At 65.9% G+C, this 18,606-nt stretch carries 23 protein-coding genes and 1 tRNA gene; 13 read left to right on the top strand and 11 right to left on the bottom strand.

Annotated features, from left to right (window positions below; all coding sequences use genetic code 11):
- Window positions 1-194: 194 nt before the first annotated feature.
- The 3 genes from MKK68_RS25090 to MKK68_RS25080 form a co-directional block, all read right to left on the bottom strand.
- Entirely contained in the window at window positions 195-446 is a 252-nt protein-coding gene (locus MKK68_RS25090) for a hypothetical protein (RefSeq protein ID WP_244033273.1), read from the bottom strand.
- 62 nt (window positions 447-508) lie between these two features.
- The gene (locus MKK68_RS25085; RefSeq protein WP_244033272.1) at window positions 509-697 is read right to left on the bottom strand and encodes a hypothetical protein; all 189 of its coding nucleotides are present in this window, start codon (window positions 695-697) and stop codon (window positions 509-511) included.
- Between the two features lie 41 nt (window positions 698-738).
- Entirely contained in the window at window positions 739-1,452 is a 714-nt protein-coding gene (locus MKK68_RS25080) for a Crp/Fnr family transcriptional regulator (protein ID WP_244033271.1), read from the bottom strand.
- Between the two features lie 179 nt (window positions 1,453-1,631).
- Here MKK68_RS25080 and MKK68_RS25075 point away from each other — a divergent pair, with 179 nt between their 5' ends.
- The 6 genes from MKK68_RS25075 to MKK68_RS25050 all read left to right on the top strand — a co-directional run bounded on the left by MKK68_RS25075 (window position 1,632) and on the right by MKK68_RS25050 (window position 5,734).
- The gene (locus MKK68_RS25075) at window positions 1,632-2,396 is read left to right on the top strand and encodes a Crp/Fnr family transcriptional regulator (protein ID WP_244033270.1); all 765 of its coding nucleotides are present in this window, start codon (window positions 1,632-1,634) and stop codon (window positions 2,394-2,396) included.
- A gap of 2 nt (window positions 2,397-2,398) precedes the next feature.
- Window positions 2,399-2,662: a hypothetical protein gene (locus MKK68_RS25070; RefSeq protein ID WP_244033269.1), complete on the top strand. Its 264-nt coding sequence runs from the start codon at window positions 2,399-2,401 to the stop codon at window positions 2,660-2,662.
- A gap of 272 nt (window positions 2,663-2,934) precedes the next feature.
- A complete protein-coding gene (locus tag MKK68_RS25065; RefSeq protein WP_244033268.1) occupies window positions 2,935-3,168 on the top strand; it encodes a hypothetical protein in 234 nt (77 codons plus the stop codon).
- Window positions 3,169-3,303: 135 nt separating this feature from the next.
- Entirely contained in the window at window positions 3,304-4,128 is an 825-nt protein-coding gene (locus MKK68_RS25060) for a cytochrome b/b6 domain-containing protein (RefSeq protein ID WP_244033275.1), read from the top strand.
- Window positions 4,125-5,045, top strand: a complete 921-nt coding sequence (locus tag MKK68_RS25055; RefSeq protein ID WP_244033267.1) for a molybdopterin-dependent oxidoreductase — start codon at window positions 4,125-4,127, stop codon at window positions 5,043-5,045. The genes MKK68_RS25060 and MKK68_RS25055 overlap by 4 nt, the downstream gene beginning before the upstream one ends.
- A 53-nt stretch (window positions 5,046-5,098) precedes the next feature.
- Window positions 5,099-5,734, top strand: a complete 636-nt coding sequence (locus MKK68_RS25050) for an NAD(P)-dependent oxidoreductase (protein ID WP_244033266.1) — start codon at window positions 5,099-5,101, stop codon at window positions 5,732-5,734.
- Window positions 5,735-5,750: 16 nt separating this feature from the next.
- Here MKK68_RS25050 and MKK68_RS25045 read toward each other — a convergent pair whose 3' ends face one another.
- Complete coding sequence (locus MKK68_RS25045) at window positions 5,751-6,626, bottom strand: alpha/beta hydrolase family esterase (protein WP_244033265.1); 876 nt, start codon at window positions 6,624-6,626, stop codon at window positions 5,751-5,753.
- 155 nt (window positions 6,627-6,781) lie between these two features.
- The gene (locus MKK68_RS25040) at window positions 6,782-7,021 is read right to left on the bottom strand and encodes a hypothetical protein (protein WP_244033264.1); all 240 of its coding nucleotides are present in this window, start codon (window positions 7,019-7,021) and stop codon (window positions 6,782-6,784) included.
- A 312-nt stretch (window positions 7,022-7,333) separates the two neighbouring features.
- Between MKK68_RS25040 and MKK68_RS25035 the strand changes: the two genes are divergently transcribed.
- Both MKK68_RS25035 and MKK68_RS29980 read left to right on the top strand, forming a co-directional pair.
- On the top strand, window positions 7,334-7,609 hold the full coding sequence (locus MKK68_RS25035; RefSeq protein ID WP_244033263.1) for a hypothetical protein: 276 nt from the start codon (window positions 7,334-7,336) through the stop codon (window positions 7,607-7,609).
- 28 nt (window positions 7,610-7,637) lie between these two features.
- On the top strand, window positions 7,638-8,090 hold the full coding sequence (locus tag MKK68_RS29980) for a Kiwa anti-phage protein KwaB-like domain-containing protein (RefSeq protein ID WP_409567324.1): 453 nt from the start codon (window positions 7,638-7,640) through the stop codon (window positions 8,088-8,090).
- A 39-nt stretch (window positions 8,091-8,129) separates the two neighbouring features.
- Here the strand turns inward: MKK68_RS29980 and MKK68_RS25025 are convergent, their stop codons facing one another.
- Both MKK68_RS25025 and MKK68_RS25020 read right to left on the bottom strand, forming a co-directional pair.
- Complete coding sequence (locus tag MKK68_RS25025; protein WP_244033261.1) at window positions 8,130-8,528, bottom strand: hypothetical protein; 399 nt, start codon at window positions 8,526-8,528, stop codon at window positions 8,130-8,132.
- Window positions 8,529-8,731: 203 nt separating this feature from the next.
- Window positions 8,732-10,342, bottom strand: coding sequence for an integrase family protein (locus tag MKK68_RS25020; protein ID WP_409567323.1), 1,611 nt, complete (start codon window positions 10,340-10,342; stop codon window positions 8,732-8,734).
- A gap of 219 nt (window positions 10,343-10,561) precedes the next feature.
- Here MKK68_RS25020 and MKK68_RS25015 point away from each other — a divergent pair.
- Window positions 10,562-10,638 (top strand) — tRNA-Arg (locus MKK68_RS25015).
- A 519-nt stretch (window positions 10,639-11,157) separates the two neighbouring features.
- Here the strand turns inward: MKK68_RS25015 and MKK68_RS25010 are convergent.
- Window positions 11,158-11,349 carry a hypothetical protein gene (locus MKK68_RS25010; RefSeq protein ID WP_244033259.1) on the bottom strand — a complete coding sequence of 64 codons (192 nt, stop codon included), beginning with the start codon at window positions 11,347-11,349 and terminating at the stop codon, window positions 11,158-11,160.
- 55 nt (window positions 11,350-11,404) lie between these two features.
- On the opposite strand from MKK68_RS25010, the gene MKK68_RS25005 reads away from it, so the two are divergent.
- The 3 genes from MKK68_RS25005 (at window position 11,405) to MKK68_RS24995 (ending at window position 13,414) form a co-directional block, all read left to right on the top strand.
- Window positions 11,405-11,773 (top strand): hypothetical protein, encoded by a 369-nt coding sequence (locus MKK68_RS25005; RefSeq protein ID WP_244033258.1) that lies wholly within the window; start codon window positions 11,405-11,407, stop codon window positions 11,771-11,773.
- 236 nt (window positions 11,774-12,009) lie between these two features.
- Window positions 12,010-12,306 (top strand): hypothetical protein, encoded by a 297-nt coding sequence (locus MKK68_RS25000; protein WP_244033257.1) that lies wholly within the window; start codon window positions 12,010-12,012, stop codon window positions 12,304-12,306.
- Window positions 12,307-12,556: 250 nt separating this feature from the next.
- On the top strand, window positions 12,557-13,414 hold the full coding sequence (locus MKK68_RS24995; RefSeq protein WP_244033256.1) for a Bro-N domain-containing protein: 858 nt from the start codon (window positions 12,557-12,559) through the stop codon (window positions 13,412-13,414).
- A 113-nt stretch (window positions 13,415-13,527) separates the two neighbouring features.
- On the opposite strand, the gene MKK68_RS24990 is transcribed toward MKK68_RS24995, so the two are convergent.
- Window positions 13,528-13,800, bottom strand: a complete 273-nt coding sequence (locus tag MKK68_RS24990) for a hypothetical protein (protein WP_244033255.1) — start codon at window positions 13,798-13,800, stop codon at window positions 13,528-13,530.
- Between the two features lie 160 nt (window positions 13,801-13,960).
- Between MKK68_RS24990 and MKK68_RS24985 the strand changes: the two genes are divergently transcribed.
- A complete protein-coding gene (locus tag MKK68_RS24985; RefSeq protein ID WP_244033254.1) occupies window positions 13,961-14,176 on the top strand; it encodes a hypothetical protein in 216 nt (71 codons plus the stop codon).
- Between the two features lie 74 nt (window positions 14,177-14,250).
- Here the strand turns inward: MKK68_RS24985 and MKK68_RS24980 are convergent, their stop codons facing one another.
- A complete protein-coding gene (locus MKK68_RS24980; protein ID WP_279605496.1) occupies window positions 14,251-17,889 on the bottom strand; it encodes a DUF4214 domain-containing protein in 3,639 nt (1,212 codons plus the stop codon).
- The gene (locus MKK68_RS24970) at window positions 17,886-18,371 is read right to left on the bottom strand and encodes a hypothetical protein (protein WP_244033253.1); all 486 of its coding nucleotides are present in this window, start codon (window positions 18,369-18,371) and stop codon (window positions 17,886-17,888) included. Before MKK68_RS24970 ends, MKK68_RS24980 begins: the two co-directional genes overlap by 4 nt.
- Window positions 18,372-18,606: the final 235 nt, after the last annotated feature.

Below are 18,606 nucleotides of genomic sequence, written 5' to 3'. Positions count from 1 at the left end.
CTGCGCCAAGCTCGACGTCTCGTTCTTCCGATACCTCGGCGATCGCCTCGGCATCCCAGACAGCGCAACCGTCCCGCCCCTGCCGGACCTTGTCAGAAACGCCGCAACAGCATGACCGCCCGGTGATCTGCCCCGGTTACGGGGGCGTGTACCTGCCGGCTTTGGGTTCCGCGTTACCAATCGCGGACCAAGCGTTACAAGCGGTCGTTACCAGGCGATCGACGCCCGCTCCCGGATCGTGTGCCCGAGCCTCGCGGCGTGACCGCCCTGGCGGGACGGTCCGCCACGACGGCGTAGAGCGCCGCGCCGACGGGGGCGTCCTCGGGCCGTGAAGGCCGGAACGCGGCGCCCCCGCACCGGCACAGGAAGTCGTCGAGCGTCAGGTCCTCGGCCCGCGACGCGGCCGCCTCGATCCGGGCGCCGACCTCGGCTTCGGAGATGGCCACGCCGACCGTCCCGCATCGGCGGCAGGTGACGGCTGCGTCTGGCAGATCGCCCTCCACGCACATCACGACGCGTCCCCCTGGCGGGACGCCGCCTCGGCGACCTTGATCGCGAGCTGCTCGCGCTTGACGCAGGATTCGGATCGAAGCTCATCGAGCGCACCGTCCGCGAACAGCTCTGCGGGACCATCTCGCACCACTGGGATGCGGAAGGCCTTGGGGTGGTGATCGACCTGCCTTGGGCCAACCTGCATCCTAGCCGGAACCGGGGCGGCGAGGAACGCGATTTCGCGTCTCACTCACCATCGACAAGTCGGACGTACTCCGCTTCCGCCACCCCGTAAGACTTGCCCGCGAGCTTGAGCAGGGTGTCTCGGCTGCGCACCGTGATGGTGCCTCGCCTCGTTCCGATGACGCGTGCCCGTTCCAGGGTGGCGACGGCGGTCGTCAGGCCGGTGCGGTTGACCCCCATCATCAACGATAGGAACCGATGGGTCGTCGGGAGGAGGTCGCCATCGACCCGGTCGTGGCACATAAGGAGCCATCGCGCGAGACGCTGCTCCAACCTGTAGCGTCCGTTGGCGAGCGCCGTCGAGGCGACCTGGACGTTGGCGGCCTGGGCGTAGCGAAGCAGGCTATCGTGTAGGCGGGGGCTGTCGCGCAAGGCGTCGCGCAGGGGACCGCACGGCATCGACCACGCCATCCCCGCCATCTGGACCCTCCCCTCGTCCGGGCTGCGCCCCGCATCGAGCACCACCGGCACGCCGACCATGCCTTCCCGTCCGACCAAGCCGAGCTCGATCTGTCCGGCATCCTCCGGCGCGGCGATGATCGAGACGATGCCCTGCTCGACGAACCAGACCCGCGGGATCGCCGTATTGGCCGTGATCAGGATCTCGCCGATGGCGAGGGGACCGATGTCGAGGTGCGGTTTCAGCAGAGCAAAATCGTCCGGGATCAGAACCGAGAGCAGGTGGTTCAGGCACCGATGCTGGATGGGCTTGGGCATTGGTCCGTCCTCGTCGGGACGGGGGGCGCGGAGCCTCGACCACTTCCTTCAAGATGCGCCGTACGTCCGCCGACGAACAGGGGGCCGACAGCCAAATCGGGCCATAACCCATCCTATGATTGGACGGAGGTCGGGTTTCAGACTTACGGTGAGCCATACCATTGAAAAGACATGGCTTGATGCAGCATGCGCTGATCCGGAAATTGGAGAGTTACGAGACGCTGTCCGACAAGGACCGGCGGGCTCTGAACGCGTTGGTGACGAGAATTCGCCAGGTCGGCGCTCACGTAGACTTGGCGCGGGAGGGCGATCCCCCGGACAACGTCCACCTCATCCTCGACGGCTTCGCTTGCCGCTACAAGGTCCTGGCGGACGGCAGTCGCCAGATCATGGCCTACCTCGTCCCGGGCGACTTCTGCGACCTCAACGTGTTCATCCTTGACCAGATGGACCACAACATCGGCACGATCTCGCAGTGCCAAGTCGCTGACATCCCGCGCGAGGCCATCGAGGAGATCACGGCGAACCATCCGCTCATCACGCGGGCGTTCTGGTGGTGTGCCCTCGTCGACGAGGCCGTCCTGCGGGAGTGGCTGGTCAACATGGGGGCCCGCGCCGCCGACGAGCGCATCGCCCACCTGATCTGCGAGCTTCACGCGCGCCTGGAGGCCGTGGGCCACTCCAAGGACTACAGCTATGCGTTTCCCTTTACCCAGACCGACATCGCCGACACGATGGGTCTGTCCAACGTCCACGTGCACCGGACCCTTCGCGACCTCCGGGGCATGGGCCTAATCACGCTCAAGCACAGGGTCCTGACCATCCTCGACGTCGAGCGCCTGAAGGACTTCTGCAAGTTCAACGCGAACTACCTTCACCTCAGGAACGCGCGCTGGATCGACCGGCGCAGCGTCATCTGGCCCATCCAATCGCAGGGAGGGTAGCCGTGCCCGCGCGGGGCAACGTCGAGACGCTGGTCACGATGCAGCCCATCGCCGTGAACACCGGGAGCGACGACCGGGACGGGATGCTGGTCATGGCGAACGGGATGCTGGTCGCCGTTCTGGTCCGGCTCGCCACGCCCGGGCACGAGCAGGAGGGCGACTGGTTCGTGGAGGTGGCGCTAGGTCCGCTTAGGGGCCACCTCGCCCCGACGTTCGGAAATCTCGACGACGCGACCCGTTGGATGCGCCAGCGCCTTCGGGTGTGACCCGCGCCATTCTGCTAAAGATGAAGACCAACCTCCACGTCGATAGGACAAACAAGAAAAATAAATAAATCCGAATGTTCCGAAACCGTCGATGTGATGCTCCCGTACATGCATCGACAGGTTGGACACACGCAATCGAACTCGATTGCGATTTCAGAATCATGTCTGGCTCCGATAGTTGCATAAAGTGAAATATTCAGCACGGAACCAATTTATAAAATAAGACTTTCTTAGTTGACGAAGCTACCACCACGACAACAGGATTTCATCGCATGAAGAAGATCACTTTCGCGCTCGTCGCCGCCACCGTCCTCGGCGGCCTCGCGGTCGGCGGCGCCGCCACGGCGGCTCCGATGGGACCCAACGGAATGCAGGGTGGCAACGCCGGCATGACCCAGGTCCGCATGATGAAGGGCGACCGCATGATGATGAGGAAGCGCATGATGCATAAGCGCATGATGAAGCGCCAGATGATGAAGAAGCGGATGATGAACCGCGGCATGTGATCCGCCCCGACCATCGAAGCGGGAGGTCCCATTGGGACCTCCCGACATCTTCGTCCTTTTGGAGGAGGCAGCGTGCCACGTACCTATCTCACGCGCTCCGCCCCCGATGTCGGCGAGATCGAACACCGGCGCTGGATGTTCCGGCCCCCCCTCGTCATCCGGATCGCGCATTGGGTGAACGCCCTCTGCCTGCTCGTCCTTCTGATGAGCGGCCTGCAGATCTTCAACGCCCACCCGGCCCTGTACTGGGGCAAGGTCTCGACCTTCGACGCGCCGCTGATGTCGATGGCGTCGAGCGAGGACGATCCGCCCAAGGGCGTGACCACCGTCGTGGGCCATGCCTTCGACACCACCGGCTTCCTCGGTTCCTCGGCCGGAGCCGACGGCCAGCCCGCCGACCGTGGCTTCCCTTCGTGGCTGACCCTGCCGGGCGAGCAGGACCTCACCGGCGGCCGCAGCTGGCACTTCTTCTTCGCCTGGGCCTTCGTCATCAACGGGCTCGCCTACCTGCTGTACGGCCTTCTCAGTGGCCAGCTCCGGTTCCGGTTGATCCCGTCGCGGGACCAGATCCGACACTTCGGCGCGTCGATTTGGGAACACCTGACGCTGCGCTTCCCGCAAGGAGACGAGGCCAAGCGCTACAACGTCATCCAGAAGCTCACCTACGTCGCCGTAATCCTCGTCCTCCTGCCGGTGCAGGTCCTGGCCGGCCTCGCGATGTCGCCGGCGATGGACGCGGCCGCCCCCTTCCTGCTGACGATGTTCGGTGGCCGGCAATCGGCGCGCACGGTGCACTTCGTCGTCGCCACCCTGCTCATCCTGTTCGTGGTCGTCCACGTCGCCCTGGTCCTGCTCTCGGGCTTCTGGAACAACATGCGCGGCATGGTCACCGGCTGGTTCGTGATCGAGCGCAAGGTCGAGCCGGCGCCCGCTTCCGACCGGGCGGGGGAACCCGCATGATCCGCCCCCCGAGCCGACGCTCGATCCTGCTCGGTGCCACGGGTGCTCTCGGAGCCGGCATGCTGGGCGGCTGCGACCGCCTGGGTGAGATGGCCTGGTTCAAGCGCACGCTGGCGACAGGCGAGGACGCCAACCACTTCGTCCAACGCCTGCTCCTGACCGAGCGAACGCTCGCGCCGGAATACGCCGAGGCCGACATCTCGCCCTTCTTCAAGCCGAACGGCACCGAGGACCCGCCGGACAAGGCATATAAGGCGCTCGCGAGGCGCAAGTTCGCCGGCTTCCAACTGGAGATGGGCGGACTTGTCGAGAAGCCCTTCAGGATCTCCCTCGCCGACCTTCGCAAGCTGCCGCCCCGGACCCAGATCACCCGCCACGATTGCGTCGAGGGCTGGAGTTGCATCGGCAAGTGGACCGACGTGCCGCTCTCGGAACTCCTCCAACCCGCCGTCCTCAAGCCGAACGCCCGCTACGTCGTGTTCCACTGCGCGGACACGATGGATCAGGGCGAGGCCGCGGGGGCCGAGGATGCCGATGACGCGGAGGCTCCGGCCGCCAACCCGAACCCGAACATGGCGAGGAAGGCCGCCGGCACCGGGAGCGCAAAGGGTGCGGGCGATCCACCCGACGGGGCACCGGCCAAGGACGCCGGCACGACGGAACCCGTCAGGTTCTACGAGAGCATCGACCTCGTCGACGCCTACCATCCCCAGACGATCCTGGCCTACGAGATGAACGGCCAGACCCTACCCGTCGCGCACGGGGCGCCCTTGCGCCTGCGTCTCGAACGCAACCTCGGCTACAAGCAGGCCAAGTACGTGATGCGCATCGAGGTGGTCGAAGGCTTCGCGGACATCGGCGAGGGCAAGGGCGGCTACTGGGAGGATCAGGGCTACGCTTGGTACGGCGGGATCTGACGGCGCCTTCCCCCGTCGAAACCCTTTCATCCATGGACACACGGGAGGCCCGCATGGCCCACGTCCTCGTCATCGGCGCCAGCAACGGCATCGGCCTGGAAACGGTCAAGGCCGCCCTGGCGGCCGGGCACCGCGTGCGTGCCTTCGCCCGCTCCGCGGCGAGGATCGACCTTCCCGGACAAGGCCTGGAGCGGTTCACGGGGAACGCGTTGAAGGACGCCGACGTCGAGGCGGCGCTCGAAGGGGTCGACGGCGTGGTCCAGGCGCTGGGCGTCCCGTTTCGAGACCTGTTCGGACCGGTGCGCCTGTTCTCGGATGCGACCAACGTGCTGGTGCCCGCCATGGAGAAGGCCGGCGTCCGTCGCCTCCTGTCGGTGACCGGCTTCGGGACGGGCGATAGCCGGGAGGCGATCGGCCTTCTGCAACGGGTCCCGTTCCGGCTCGTGTTCGGGCGTGCCTACGACGACAAGGACGCGCAGGAGATCCGCATCCGGAAGAGCGGCCTGGATTGGACGCTGGTGCGGCCGGGAGTGCTCACCGGCGGGGCCTCCACCGGCCGATACCGGGTCCTCGACGAACCGTCCTCATGGCGGAACGGCCTGATCCCGCGGGCCGACGTGGCACACTTCATCGTCCAGAACCTCCAGAACGATTCCTACGTCGGGAAAGCCGTGGTGCTGGTCGGATAGGCCGCTGCCATCGTTCTCATGGCCTGCGGTGTGGGCGCGAACCCTCTTCCTTTGCGTGGGACAGGAAGAAGCGCAGCATCTCGCGACTGGCGTCGGGACCCTTCGGATCGGTGTAGGAGCCGACCTCGCTGCCGCCGGCCCAGGCGTGACCGGCACCGTGGAGGAGCCACTGCTCCGTTCCCTGGTTGCCGGCCGGGGCGGTCAGCACCGTCCTCGTGTAGGCCATCCCGCCCGGGGCATGGCCAACGCTCACCGACGTCCGCAGGTCGCCGGCCGGCCTTGCCTGCGCGATGGCCTGGTCGCCGTTGACGGGGGAGACGGTCCTGTCGCGGTCGCCGTGGAACACGATGGTCGGGAGCGGCCGCGTCGCCCTCATGGGACGGATCAGGGCGCCCCTGCGCATCGCGGAGAAAGCGGACGACGCGCCCGTGGCCGATCCACCGGCCAGGCCGGAATGGATGCCGACGGCGGCATAGAGGTCCGGGTAGGCCAGCGCCATGATCGCCGCGGCGGCCCCGCCGGACGAGAGGCCCGAGACATAGACCCTGGCGGGATCGACGGCGAAGTCCCGCATGATCCGACGCTTCATCCCGGCCAGGATCGAAGGCTCCCCTCGGTCGCGCCGCTGGTCGCCGGGCCTGAACCAGTTCCAGCTCCTGGAGATGTTGGCCGACCTCGGCTGGTCCGGGTAGGCGACGAGTAAGCCCTGTTCCTCGGCCATCGCGTCCATCCGGGTCCCGATGGCGAAGTCGCGCGGGGTCTGGGAGCTGCCGTGCAGCATCACCACGAGTGGCACGGGCCGGCCGTCGTAACCGGACGGGACGTAGAGGCGGTAGGCCCGGCTTCCGGCCAGGTTTCCGAACCGACGCTCAAGCGCGGGTAGCGTTTTCACCAGGGCGGTCCCCGCGGATACGGTCATCGAGCTACTTCGACGAGGGGGAGCCGTCGGCGTCGCCGAGGATTGACGACGCAATGCGCCGATGATCCATCGGGCTCATCGATGGCGGCCTCCTCGAACGTATCCGGATGGTGCCCAGAGCTGCCGGTCTACTGCATGGCACCAACGCCGACGGGCATCGCCTGGAGGGCTAGCATGACTTGCACCGCTCGGATCAGGCCCACCGTCCGCTCGCTCGCCCCCCCGGAAGATGCCTCGTCCCGCAGCGCGATCAGGGCGAGTTCGAGCTCGGTCCGTTGCGCGCGGTGACGTGTGTCCCGCTCCTGGTCCAGGAGCGCGATGAGGTCATCGAGATATCTGCCGCTCACCGTCCGTTGCGCTTCTTCCATCCGGCGCCGCTCCAGGAATGCGTCGTGAAGGCCCCGTCTGACAGGGGCCGGTCGAGGCCGGGAAGCGTCTCGCGACCTCGACGGCCGCGAGACGTCGTCCGCTGCGGGCCACTTCGACTTGACGGATCGGGCGAACCGGCATTCGAAAAGGCGCCGGACCCTAGCATAGCGATGGGACTGCAATCGAATACGATCATAGGATGGGATGTTTTTATTATTCTCAATTCACGGAGTTTATTTTACCAAAACCGGATCGGACATAGACCTGGGCATCCTAGGTCTTAGGTTACGGGTTCGCACCGATAACCGAAGATGGTTCGTGAAAATATGGCAGACCACACGAGTAGAACGCCCGAGTTCTGGCAAGATATCGACCGGAGTGTCTCGATCCGCGTCGAGGATGCCTCGCTCCAACCCGGCAGCGATCGCGAGGCGTTGGTTTCCTCGTTGCGCGATCTTGAGGAGACCGCACGACGGGAATGCCGTCGGCGGGACACGATCCAGATCCTGACGAGCGGGCGTCGGCTTCTCGGGGACCTGTCACCCGTCGGGATCTCGGACGGCCCCTTCTCCCACACCATGGAGTAGCGATGACGACCTGTATGCCAACCTCGCCATGGCCGGTCCTGCCCTTTCGTCAGGTTGGCCGCCGAGCGACGATGACCGGGACGGGTCAACTTCGGACGCGTGGTGGGCGTCGCCAGTCAGGCCATCGAACCGCCCTGAACAGGTGAGGATCGAACCGCCGCCCCCTCGATCGCCGCATGGCCTTAAGGGATCATTCCGCGTCTCGTCTCCCCTGAACGACTATGTCGGGACGAACAGGATCCATCTGCGGCGGGCCGTCGCGATCCAGCAGAAGGGCCTCTACAAGGATGCGGCCTTCATGGGACGGCTGCTCGCCGAGCATGCGCGGATGAACTTGGCCATCGCCTTCGACGATGCGGGTCGGATCGTGCCCACGGTGGAGAGCGGTCGAGATATCTTCCAGGCGCTCCTGGACCACCGTCTGGAATCGCGCCTTACGCTCAGGATGTTCGACGTGCCGAGCACCGAGCGGGTCGGTTAGGAGGACGGGACTTCGGCCTGGGTCACCCGCATCGGGCGATCAGGCATGCATCCGGACCAACGCGTGCAGCAGGCGGAGGGGGGACCCGGCTGCGCGGGGCAACTCGCCCTCATAGATCCGGGCATCGCGATACCGGCTGGCCCAATCGACCTCCCGCAGCGGCGAGGCGCCGGCATGCTCGTTCAGGATGCGCGTCCCGAGGTCCGCGGCGACGATGTCGGAGGGAGGCGCCAGCACGTAGCCGACGAGCATCGCGCAGGGATGTCCGCCGGCATAGAGGCCATCGGCGTACTTCCCGATCCCGGTCTTGATGTAATATCGCGCGAGGGCCCCACGCCTAGGCGCGACGCGCTTGCACTCGATCCCGTAGTATTCCGTGTATCTACCCACCTGATGCGTGAACTTGACCTTGAAGTCGATCCTTCCCTGGATCTTCAAGGGGCGTTTGCCGGGCCGGTTCAGAATGCCCTCGGGAAAGAACTCGAACCCCCCAAGCTGGAGGCCGGCGCGCGCAGCGTCCGTGGCCTCCTCAGATGTCGGGTCGGGTGGCGGCGCGGGGGCCGGGTTTTCGCGTCATCGGAGGCCTCATCGGCTGGTGGAATCGAGACGATCGCAGCTGGCGATTCGGGCGTCCAGCGAGTTCACTCGGCAGGGTGAACGGATCCCTGGGCGCGCCTGCGCTGGCGGGTCGTGCGCCCCTCCGCCCAGGCCCTAGCAGAGGCGGCCGCCCTCCGTGCCTTCTCCTCGGCGGGGTCCTTCACGCCGCGTTGGCGCAGGTTCTCCGCGACCAGCATCGCCTTGAGCGTCTCGCTGTCCGGTAGCTCCACCTGGCGCTTGGCATCCACCAGGGCGCCCGCCCATTCCTCAAGCGCCGGCGCCTTGAACGCGAGCAACTGGTCCATCGTGTAACGGGACGTCATGCCGGTGTCGGCGTTCACCTGGAGAAGGTCGCTCTTGGCGTGATCGAGCACCATACCGACCTGCGCGACCTGGATGCCGAGTTCGTTCTGCAGCACGCTCGCGAACGCGCGACGGACATCGTGCGGGCTCGCCCGGCAACCCGGCATCGCCGCGACCGCGTGCGTCAGGGTGTCCTCGGCGAGGTGCCCGTCGCCGTGCGCGCCGACCCGTCGCGGACGCGTCTGCGGGAACATCCATTTGGACCGCTCGACCCCGCGCTCGGAGGCGGCCGCCTCGGTCCGCCGCAGGTACGCCTGCACCCGCCACCACACATGCGGGGGGAGGGGCAAAGCATGCGATCCGCGCCGGGGATCCTCTGCCGTGGGCGTGCCCCTCGCGATCTTGCGGTGCCCCTGCCACCACAAACCCCAATCCGGCCGGGCCGCCCATGGCTCGAACTCTGAGACCTTGGCCCGAACCACGCTCAGGCGGCGCTGGGCGGTGAAGATCAGGATCTCGATGGCCATGCCGACGCTGTCTGAGAGAACGCCGTGCTGTGCCACCGCGAGCATGCGGGCGGTCTCCGGCAACAGCGGGAAATGCCGGCGCATCTTCACGTCTCCGAGCTTCGGCGCCACGAGATCGTCCATCGCCTTCCGTGTCGCCCCGGAGCGCGTCGCCTGTCCCGGAGCGGCCATCCAAGCCCAGAACCGCTTAGCCACGCGGACAACGTCGCGGGCGGTGCTCCGCCGGCCATCGTCGACGAGAGATTCCACCACGGCGGCGACGTCCGCGTCCCTGATGCGTGAGACGAAGCGACCGTCCAGTGTGCGCATCGCCGGGCAGCCGACGACGCCGAGATAGTTGCGGACCGTGGCGGCGCGAAACGCACCGGCATCGCTCTCTCGGCGAAGCCAGGCCCCCCATGCCTCCCGCGCCTCGCCGTACGTCCAGGTTGTCGGCGGCGCCGTGCGGGGCATGTACTCCGGGACGGCGATCTCCTCGCCCGCGTCCTTGCCCCGGCGGCGCCTGGCCTCCCGGGCGACGGCGGCGCGCTTGAGCTCGACCCACTCCGAGGCGGGCTCGCCCTTGCCGGCGTCGATGTGCCGGCGGACCTCGACGGCGACGGCCCGGGCCTGCGGCAGGGTCCACGTCCTGGCGTCGCCGAGGAGGACGCGGTGCTGCCTACCCTCGTAGCGGGCGCGCACGTGCCACGAGGCCGCCGTGGGGGACAGGCGCAGCGTCAGCCCCGGGCAGCCGCCGTCGGCGACGTCGCGCGCCGGGCCGGCCGCGTCCCGGAGCAGGCCGGCCACGACGCCGGCGTCGAAGGATAGAGCGGCCTTTCTCGACATGTGCCCCCCGGGTCGAGCGGCTGCTCTACCGAATAGCACACGCGTAGCAATCGATTTCCCGCCTCCGGCCTGTGGACGGCGTCCCGGGATCAGGCGCCAGGGTTACCCGAGGCCTGCCGGGATCGGCGGAAAACGGGGGCATTTCAGAGGAGAAAGCGCAGTGGCAGGAGTCCCTTGGTGACAGGGGGCAGGGGGCCTGCTACCACCGGATTGGCGCATGACTCCGTAGCTCAGCTGGATAGAGCAGCCGCCTTCTAAGCGGCAGGTCGTTGGTTCGAGCCCAACCGGGGTCGCCACCAATTAGCCCGCCTGGTCAACGACTTGGCGGGCTTTTTCATGCCCGCAGCAGCCGCGATCCATGTTGCGACGGGCTGCAACACGACCATAACGTTTACAATGGGTTACGGCGCGGCGTAGGTTGGTCCGTGCAACACGGATGGAACACAGATTCAGCATCTTGATCCGCACTCCAAGGGAGATTGCAGCCCGCCGGAAATGGTCGGCCAACCTCGTTCGCAAGATGATCGACAACTGCGAGCTGCCTGCGTTCCAATCCGGTGGTAAGCTGCTTAGGATCCATCTGTGCGACCTAGAGGCCTACGAGGAGGCTCAGGGCACCGTGAGGTTGGTTTTTCCCCTCGAGGCGATGCTGGGGCGCCAAGGGTTGCGGTGGTCGGGTTCAAGGCCGCCATGGAACAGGATAGGCCGCGGACACACGGCGATCGCCGAAGCTAACTCGCCAAATGATTGAAGTGCGCCGTGGAGAGCGTGCGTTGTCGACGGCGCTGGATTGCCAACGGTGGGCGCATCGGCGGTCATATGATCAACCTCGTGCGCGTGTCGGCAATCTCACCCTGGTAATGCTCGGCATTCGGTTCGGCAGCTATCTCGATCGAGACGCTATCAGCGCGCACCACGATACGCACGACAACCAAGCCTGCAGCCTGAGCACCACGGATCACGCGTGTGATGTCGGCTTGCGGGATGGCGGCGGTGCGACGGGGCATAAACTGAACCCTGCTATTCGAGGGTTCTGGCACAGAGACAAGCTCGGAATACAGGATGGATCGCGCGGCCCGTCTCAACAGCCTGATCGAGCGGGTAGCAGATGCGCCGGCTCCGTCCCGCGAGCTCTTCGCCGAGGTGTGGTTCGCCACCACCGGCAAGCAGCATCCCGACATCAAGGGCCGGTTCGCTGTCCTGATGGATGCGAAGGCTTGGACCGAAGCAGCGCTGATCACCGTGGCTTGCGCGCTGCCGGATTGGCGCGTGGTGACGAAGGCCAGCGTTGGACCTGGGGAGGCGCTGATGCTGCCGCCTGATCCCAGGGGCATCGTGCCAGAGGGCTCAAGCGATACCGTCCGCCATGCCGGAGGGACTGCGCTGGCAATCCTTGAGGCCATGCTCCGAGTGAAGAGTGAGGACCGATGATCGCGCCATAATGAGGTCTGGCAGAACATGCTATCGGGGCCATTCACCGACGAGATAGCCAATCGGCCGGCTCGCCTTGGCTAATGGTGACCGACGACCGCGTTGCGCGCCATGCCTCGGCCCCTATCCCCGCCGGCCCACATCCGGCGAGATCCATGGCATCCCCAGCACCGATTCGACCCGCGCCCTCCGACGTCCAGGCCTGGCGTGATGCCCTCGAGGCTATGAAGCCCACGGTGCCGCCCTGTCCCGGCTTCTCGGCTCAGCGCTGGCAGGAGATGCGCGAGGCGGCGATCGACTTCCCCGACCGGTTCGGCGAGGACGCCATCGCCCTCGCCTGGACGGTCACCGACCTGTTCGGCGTGCATCCGACCGTCGGCGTCGTCCGCGTCGACTACTGCGGCGGCCTGATGATCAACGCCCGCCGCGTCGAGGCGATCGGCGACACCTGGATCCGGTATGGGAACCAGACCTACCGGCGGGATCGTCCGGGGCGGCCCGTAGGCGTGCCTGTGTGGGAGGTCGGGCGGTAGGCGGAAACAGAGCGCGAACACCCGCACTGCGACAGCGACGGGACCGGCCCTTGCCATGGTGGCAGCGCTACTTCAGTCTGCCTGTTCCGAAACGCAAAGCCCGCCCTGAATCGCTTCGGGACGGGCTAAGCTGATCGGGTCGGCCAGAGGCTGGACAACACCGTCGGGGCAGCGAGATCAAAGACACGATCTCGTCGACGCGTCCAGCCTCTGACCGAACGTTTTCCCGTTCGTGTCATAGGAGGCACATATGAAATACGCCTTGCAGATCTTCGAGACCGCGGACCACCTCCCCATCCGCACGATCACAATCAACGGGGAGCCGTGGTTCGTTTTCTCCGACGCGTGTCGCGCACTTGAGTACGTGCCGAAGAACGGAACCTTCTCTCGTCAGGCAGACCGGTTGGACGATGACCAGCGTCGTCTCGTGGCCCGATCTGTCATTGAGGGCGGCCCCTCCCACGTGCAGGGGGAGGGTCTAGATGCTCCTAACGGTGCGTCCCTGCTCTGCACGAACGAGTCCGGCCTCTACACGCTGATCATTCGCTCGGATAAGCCGAATGCGAAAGAGTTTCGGAAGTGGCTTACTTCTGAGGTTCTTCCGTCGATCCGTCGGACGGGGAATTACTCGACGGCTGCGCCCGCAAGCCTCGGCGAGTGGCAACCGTTCCACGATCGCATCAGCCTCACGCTGTCGAAGGTACCTGAGGGCTACTTCTGCATCTTTAAGGAGATGGCTGACCTTGCAGCGCAACTGATCACACAGGGCGCCAAGGTCAACGACGAGACGGTGCCCGACATCAGCCTCGGGTTGGCTTGGGGCAAGGAGTGGACGGCGAAGACTTACGAAGTCGAGTTCGGTCCGCGCGTCACCTACGAGCACAACTACCCGGCCTACTTCCGGCAATCGCGATCGAACCCGCAATGGCCCTGGTGCTACCCGGAGGAAGCGCTCGGGCCGTTCCGGCGGTGGTTGCGCAACACCTACCTGCCGACCGCTTATCCAAAGTACCTGGCCTCCAAGGAGAAGAAGGGCGACATTCCCGCCATCGTGGTCCAGGCCGCCCTTAAGGCCGTCGCGGCCGCCCGTCCAAAGGCGCTCCGCTAAGCCACACGAACGAAAAAGCCCGCCGCGGCTGGTGCCGGGCGGGCTGATCTGACGAGTTGCCTATCGGTCGAGAGGGCGAGCGCGAAGAGTCATTCCCCCCCGAGCGGCGTCACCTACTGACCGCTGCTACCGCTTCCGCCACCCGAGCTTCCATTCGGCACAGCCTGTTCAGGCTTTGAGGCGTTCCCGCCTGCAGCTGAGTTCGTTGTTGCCGTTTCAGCCCCCGTGCCGCCACGGGAGATCACCACGTCGCGGTCGTTGCCGGTGGTATTCGGCTGGCCCTGAATGACCGCGCCGCCGGCACCCGGCTGGCCAGGCGCGACGTTCTGAGCGAGCGCAGGTGCCGCGGCCAGCAGGATGCCGCTGACAATGATGAGTTTCTTCATGGGCCACCCTCGTATTTAACGCAGGGCACGACGCCGCTGCATCTGATGCTGGGTACAAGCGACGCCAGCCCCTTTAAGTTCGCAGGTGAGCGTTGCTTGGAGCGGTTTGACATGAAAAGCCCGCCGCGGCGGATGACGGGCGGGCGGGACGGAGAGCAAGATGACGCCGCAGGTTTGGTTCGAGCAATGGTGTCGCGCCGAGCGCGATGCTGCGGCAGCCGTTCTAGCTCGGATGGAGAACGGTGAAATGCGAACATACGCTACCGATCCACGCGGCGAATTGCTCGACGTGTCGCAAGAGATGATTGCCGCCAAGCGATCTTCGATCGAAGAAGTCGACGCAATCATCGCCAAAATCGACGCTGAGAAGCTATGAACACGAAAAAGCCCCGCGCGGCGGATGCCGGCGGGGCTTAAGGTGTCCCAGTGAAGGCGCGAAAAAGCGCTTGCTCACCCGATTAGGTGGAACCCGTTCTCGATCTGCCCGACGAGGTGCACCTGCGCCTCGGCACTCTGGCTGATCTCCAGGGCAACCGTGGCTTTCGAGATGCCATGCGCGAGCTGGTCGGCGTAGAACGCTGCGCCGCCCGCTTCCGCATGCCGCCCGAGTGCGCCGACGTAGAGGCTGTCGATGAACCCCGCATCGGTCAGACCCCCGTGAGACTGGGCGTACTCGGGTGAGGTCAGCATCGCGTTGGCGACGTTGCCCATCGCCTGGATCGCGCCGTTGGCCCCACCACTCCCCGCCGCCTGCTTCACCTGGAACTCGAAGCTCTGAAGCCCGGTCGCGTCTGGCGTCCGGCCCAGAACTGCATAGTACTCCCGCGCAACTGCGCTATCGATCGCGTCCGGCACGAACACGCCGGTGCTGAAGGCGGAGGCGTTCACATCCTGCGCCTCCTGGCTCGTGGCAATCTGCACCGCCACGGTGGCCTGCGAGACGCCCGCGTTCAGCTCGTTGGTGAAGTAGATGAGCCCGCCACCATCCGCAGAGCGATGCAGGACGTTGGTGTACAGGCTCTGCACGTAGGCGTTCGGATCGGCGATCGCCGGGCCGTGCTCGGGCGAGCCGAGGATCGCCTGAGCCACGCTGGTGAGGTACGAGCCGGCCTGGATGGACGCCGAGAAGTTCTCCAGCCCGAGCGCGTCGGGAGCCCGGCCGAGCAAGCCTTCGTACAGCGCGTAGACGCTGCCCGTTTGGGTCGCTGCGTTCGTGACCACCGTGCCGAACAGCGCCAGCACGCTCGCGGCTGGCGGGGCGACCGTTATGTCGAGGGTGGTCGTCGCGGTCTGCCCGTTGGCGGTGTCGGTGTAGGTGAAGTGATCCACCACCGAGCCGGTGAACACCGCCTTGGCCGGATCGGGGGCGTAGGCATAGGACCCATCCGCGTTCAGCGTGAGGTTGCCGTAGGCGCCGGCGAGCGCCTTGCCGACAGCCGCCGTTTGGCCATTCACCGCCGTGACGCTGAGCGTACCGCCCGAGCCGCTGTCATTAGCCAGCACGCCCATCGCGGCCGCTTTCGTCACGGCCGTGCCGATGACGGTGCTGTCTGTGTCGGGGGCGGCCGTCGGCCCGGAGGGAGCCGGCGGTGGTGGCGGGATCAAACCGAGCGTGATCTTGGCGTGCCCTGCGCCGTCGTCGGAGACGTTGAACTGGTAGCCGGAGGGCAGCGCATAGCCCGTGGCGAAGTGCAGGATGTCGGTTTGGCCGCCGCTGCTGACCGTGAGGTTGTGCGTGACAGCATCGTAGGAGGCTGACGCACCGGTCGATGCCAGGCCACGCAGGTCGATGGTGTCCTCGACGGCAAAGCCCGTGAGCGTGTTCGTGTAGGTGCCGACCGCGTCGAGGTTCAGCGTCTGCGCGCCTGTGCCGAAGGTAACGACGGCACGATCAAGGGCGTCGCGCTGCGTCAGGCTGATGGTACCGGCGTTGAACGCAACGCCGCCGGTGAACGCGGTGCTGTGCCCGGAGAACACCTCGGCGCCAGCGGCCAGCGTCAGCGTGCCGGTGGTTCCGGTGAGCGCGCCGGCGAAGGTGCCGGCGGCTGCCGTGAGCGTCAGCGTTTGGGTACCGAGCGCCAAGGTCCCGGTAGCCGAACCACTGAGTGTCGTGATCACAGCCCCGCCGGGCGCGTTCACAGCCGAGATGTCGAAGGTGCCGTCGGCGACCACACCCGACGAGGACGCGATAGAACCGGCGCCGGACAGGGCAAGCGTGCCCCCGGTGACGGTGGTCACGCCCTGATAGCCGTTCGTGTTCGACAGGGTTTCGGTTCCGGCCGCTAGGGTGATTCCGCCGGTCCCGTTGATGTGGCCAGAGAAAGTGTCAGCAGCATTCGTGATGGTCAGCGTCCTGTCACCAAGCAGAACGGTCCCAACCCCGCCCGTAAGCGAGGTAATGGCGGTCAGCGCATTGTTGTTGACATCGACAGTGGTGCTACCAGAGATGTCGAACGTGCCATAAACCAAGATCTTCGATGACGACGCAATCGAACCAGCCCCAGAAAGCGCGAGCGTAGAATTTCCAGTATTTATAGAAGTTTCTCGGGTGTAATTGTTCACCCCCGATAGCGTCAGATTACCATCGCCCACTAACACAAGGCGTCCACCCCCGGCACCATCTGAGACGACGCCAGACAACGTTAGTGTATTATTACCACCATCGACTTGGATGAGGCTGGCTGATTGGAGTGATATACCACGTGCACTCTCGAAGCTCGCTGTGGCTTCCAGCTTACCAGCCCCCAAGGCGAGAGCGCCCGATGCGGCGCCAAGATTGTTATCGGCGCTGACGGCCAGCGTACCAGTATCGATCTCCGTGCCGCCAGTATAAGTGTTGCTCCCCGACAGTGTCAGCGTACCGGAGCCAGCCTTCAGCAATTTGCCCGCGCCGGTGGTGATCGTTCCGGCGATCACCGTGTTGCCAGCACCGGTGACCGTAAGAGTGGAGTTGCCGGTCACGGCGTTCGTTGCGTTCAGCGTCAAGCTGCTGCCGGCGTCCGACTGGATGCCGGAAATGCCTGTCAGCGTGATCGTACCTCCGTAGGTGTTGGTGCCGCTCACGTTCTCCAATGCGCTACTAAAGCCGAAGCCCCTGCCGGCAAGGGTCAGCGCCTCGGCACCGACCGTGATGTTGCCCTGCAGCTGCAGCGTTGCGCCCGAAGCGACGGTGGTGCCGCCGGCAGTGGTGCCGAGGGCGTTGCCATTCTGGATGTTGAGAATGCCGGTCGAAACCGTCGTTGCGCCGGTGTAGTAGTTGGCGCCCATGAGTGTCAGCGGGCCTGTACCGGTGATCACGACGGAGCCACCGGTGTTGCCGCTCGACCCGTCCTGGATCACGCCGGCGAAGGTGGAGGCCTGCGTCGTCGCCAAGGTCAGCGTCGTGGCGCCGATCGAGTAGGTCGCTGCGCCGCCGGGGTTGGTCACCATCTCAGCGCCGCCCTGTGCCAGCAATACCTCGGCGGTCAGCGAGGAGTTGGCCGTGCCCCCGCTCGTTGAGGCGACGGTGTCGGTGAAGGCGTCGCGGATGGGCTGGCCGTCCGGGGCGATGACAATGGCGAGCCCGTTGGTGGCGGCATAACTGTATGAGCCGTCCGAGCCGATGTTGAGAGTGCCGTAGGTTCCGGTGACGGTAGTTGGGTTGGCCGCGGCGGTGCTGCCTGTGGCCACCGTCTGGCTCACGCCGTTGTGGGCGACGGAGGCGATGGACAGTGTACCGCCGGAGGGGTCGCTGTCACCGGCCAGCGCGCCGGTGCCGGCCGTGCCGCTGGTGCCGTTGGCAGTGGTTCCGGATAGGAGGTAGGTGTCCTCCGGAGCCACGTCGGGCGCGGGTGGGATGTAGAGCAAGCGCACGCTGCCGTTACCAGTGCTGACGCTGGCCCCGAACTTCGTCTCCTGGAAGTTCTGAATGCCGATGTTTGAAATGTACGAAGTGCCGCCGGTGCCAGCGTCAAATCTATTGCCACCGTTGCCGCCCGAATAGCCGCCGCCGCCACCACCGCCGCCAAAACCGCCGCCGCCGCCGCCGAAGCCTCCATCGGCAAACTGAGTTGCACCCCCTGTGCCGCCGCTATAGGTCGGACCGGTCATGCCGCCTGCAACAACAGGCGCCCCCCCCCCGGGTACGCTACAGCGTCGCCTCCGGAGCCAAGTGCACCAGCACCTCCCGCGCCACCGGGGCTGGTGCTGCCAGTGCCACCAAGGCCTGTTCCAGCAACTAGAACCGTCGCATTGCCGCCTGCACTGGTATAGGAGGCGCCGCCTCCACCACCCGCGAACAGGAGAGCGGTGCCGGGCATGCCATTGTTATCAAGGAATACCGCCGAGAAGCCACCACCTCCGCCAGCCCCCGATCCGGCGGTACTATTGCCGCCGGTGCCGCCGACGATGATGTCGAGTATCTGACCTTGCGTGAAGCTGAAGATCCCGCCGATCTGCGCACCGCTGCCACTGGGCTCGACCCCGCCTTTGGACAGTCCACCTGCTGCGCCGAAGGCGGAGATGTCGTAGGTGCCCGTCGCGGCGATCGTGTAGGGCTGGATCGTGGCGCCGTTGTAGCTGACCGTGGCCATATCCTGCTCCCATCCCGCATGGCCAGGGCGCGCCACACGGGCGGCGCCAGGCACATTATGGCGCCGAGGCAGGCACCGTGATTGTTCCTAAAACCATAGCGGGCGCTTCAAGTCAGGGGCAAGGCATCTTAGCCACATATAGTGGTGAGAATTGTTTCTATAGTGTAGTGTTGCACAATCCTTTCAGCGGGCGTCGCCTTTAAAGAGGCCCCTATTGTTTCGTATGCTCATGTGT

The sequence above is a fragment of the Methylobacterium sp. E-016 genome (assembly GCF_022829745.1).
Classification (GTDB): Bacteria; Pseudomonadota; Alphaproteobacteria; order Rhizobiales; family Beijerinckiaceae; genus Methylobacterium.
The sequence above is the reverse complement of the archived record's forward strand: the minus strand, read 5'-3'. Positions and strand labels throughout refer to the sequence as shown.

Excerpts from the sequence above, each read along its gene's own strand:
- MKK68_RS25085 (WP_244033272.1), bottom strand. The coding sequence starts at position 697 with ATGCAGGTTGGCCCAAGGCAGGTCGATCACCACCCCAAGGCCTTCCGC.
- MKK68_RS25080 (WP_244033271.1), bottom strand. The coding sequence starts at position 1,452 with ATGCCCAAGCCCATCCAGCATCGGTGCCTGAACCACCTGCTCTCGGTT.
- MKK68_RS25075 (WP_244033270.1), top strand. The coding sequence starts at position 1,632 with ATGCAGCATGCGCTGATCCGGAAATTGGAGAGTTACGAGACGCTGTCC.
- MKK68_RS25065 (WP_244033268.1), top strand. The coding sequence starts at position 2,935 with ATGAAGAAGATCACTTTCGCGCTCGTCGCCGCCACCGTCCTCGGCGGC.
- MKK68_RS25060 (WP_244033275.1), top strand. The coding sequence starts at position 3,304 with ATGTTCCGGCCCCCCCTCGTCATCCGGATCGCGCATTGGGTGAACGCC.
- MKK68_RS25055 (WP_244033267.1), top strand. The coding sequence starts at position 4,125 with ATGATCCGCCCCCCGAGCCGACGCTCGATCCTGCTCGGTGCCACGGGT.
- MKK68_RS25050 (WP_244033266.1), top strand. The coding sequence starts at position 5,099 with ATGGCCCACGTCCTCGTCATCGGCGCCAGCAACGGCATCGGCCTGGAA.
- MKK68_RS25040 (WP_244033264.1), bottom strand. The coding sequence starts at position 7,021 with ATGGAAGAAGCGCAACGGACGGTGAGCGGCAGATATCTCGATGACCTC.
- MKK68_RS25035 (WP_244033263.1), top strand. The coding sequence starts at position 7,334 with ATGGTTCGTGAAAATATGGCAGACCACACGAGTAGAACGCCCGAGTTC.
- MKK68_RS29980 (WP_409567324.1), top strand. The coding sequence starts at position 7,638 with ATGGCCGGTCCTGCCCTTTCGTCAGGTTGGCCGCCGAGCGACGATGAC.
- MKK68_RS25020 (WP_409567323.1), bottom strand. The coding sequence starts at position 10,342 with ATGTCGAGAAAGGCCGCTCTATCCTTCGACGCCGGCGTCGTGGCCGGC.
- MKK68_RS25010 (WP_244033259.1), bottom strand. The coding sequence starts at position 11,349 with ATGCCCCGTCGCACCGCCGCCATCCCGCAAGCCGACATCACACGCGTG.
- MKK68_RS25005 (WP_244033258.1), top strand. The coding sequence starts at position 11,405 with ATGGATCGCGCGGCCCGTCTCAACAGCCTGATCGAGCGGGTAGCAGAT.
- MKK68_RS24995 (WP_244033256.1), top strand. The coding sequence starts at position 12,557 with ATGAAATACGCCTTGCAGATCTTCGAGACCGCGGACCACCTCCCCATC.
- MKK68_RS24990 (WP_244033255.1), bottom strand. The coding sequence starts at position 13,800 with ATGAAGAAACTCATCATTGTCAGCGGCATCCTGCTGGCCGCGGCACCT.
- MKK68_RS24985 (WP_244033254.1), top strand. The coding sequence starts at position 13,961 with ATGACGCCGCAGGTTTGGTTCGAGCAATGGTGTCGCGCCGAGCGCGAT.
- MKK68_RS24980 (WP_279605496.1), bottom strand. The coding sequence starts at position 17,889 with ATGACCGGTCCGACCTATAGCGGCGGCACAGGGGGTGCAACTCAGTTT.
- MKK68_RS24970 (WP_244033253.1), bottom strand. The coding sequence starts at position 18,371 with ATGGCCACGGTCAGCTACAACGGCGCCACGATCCAGCCCTACACGATC.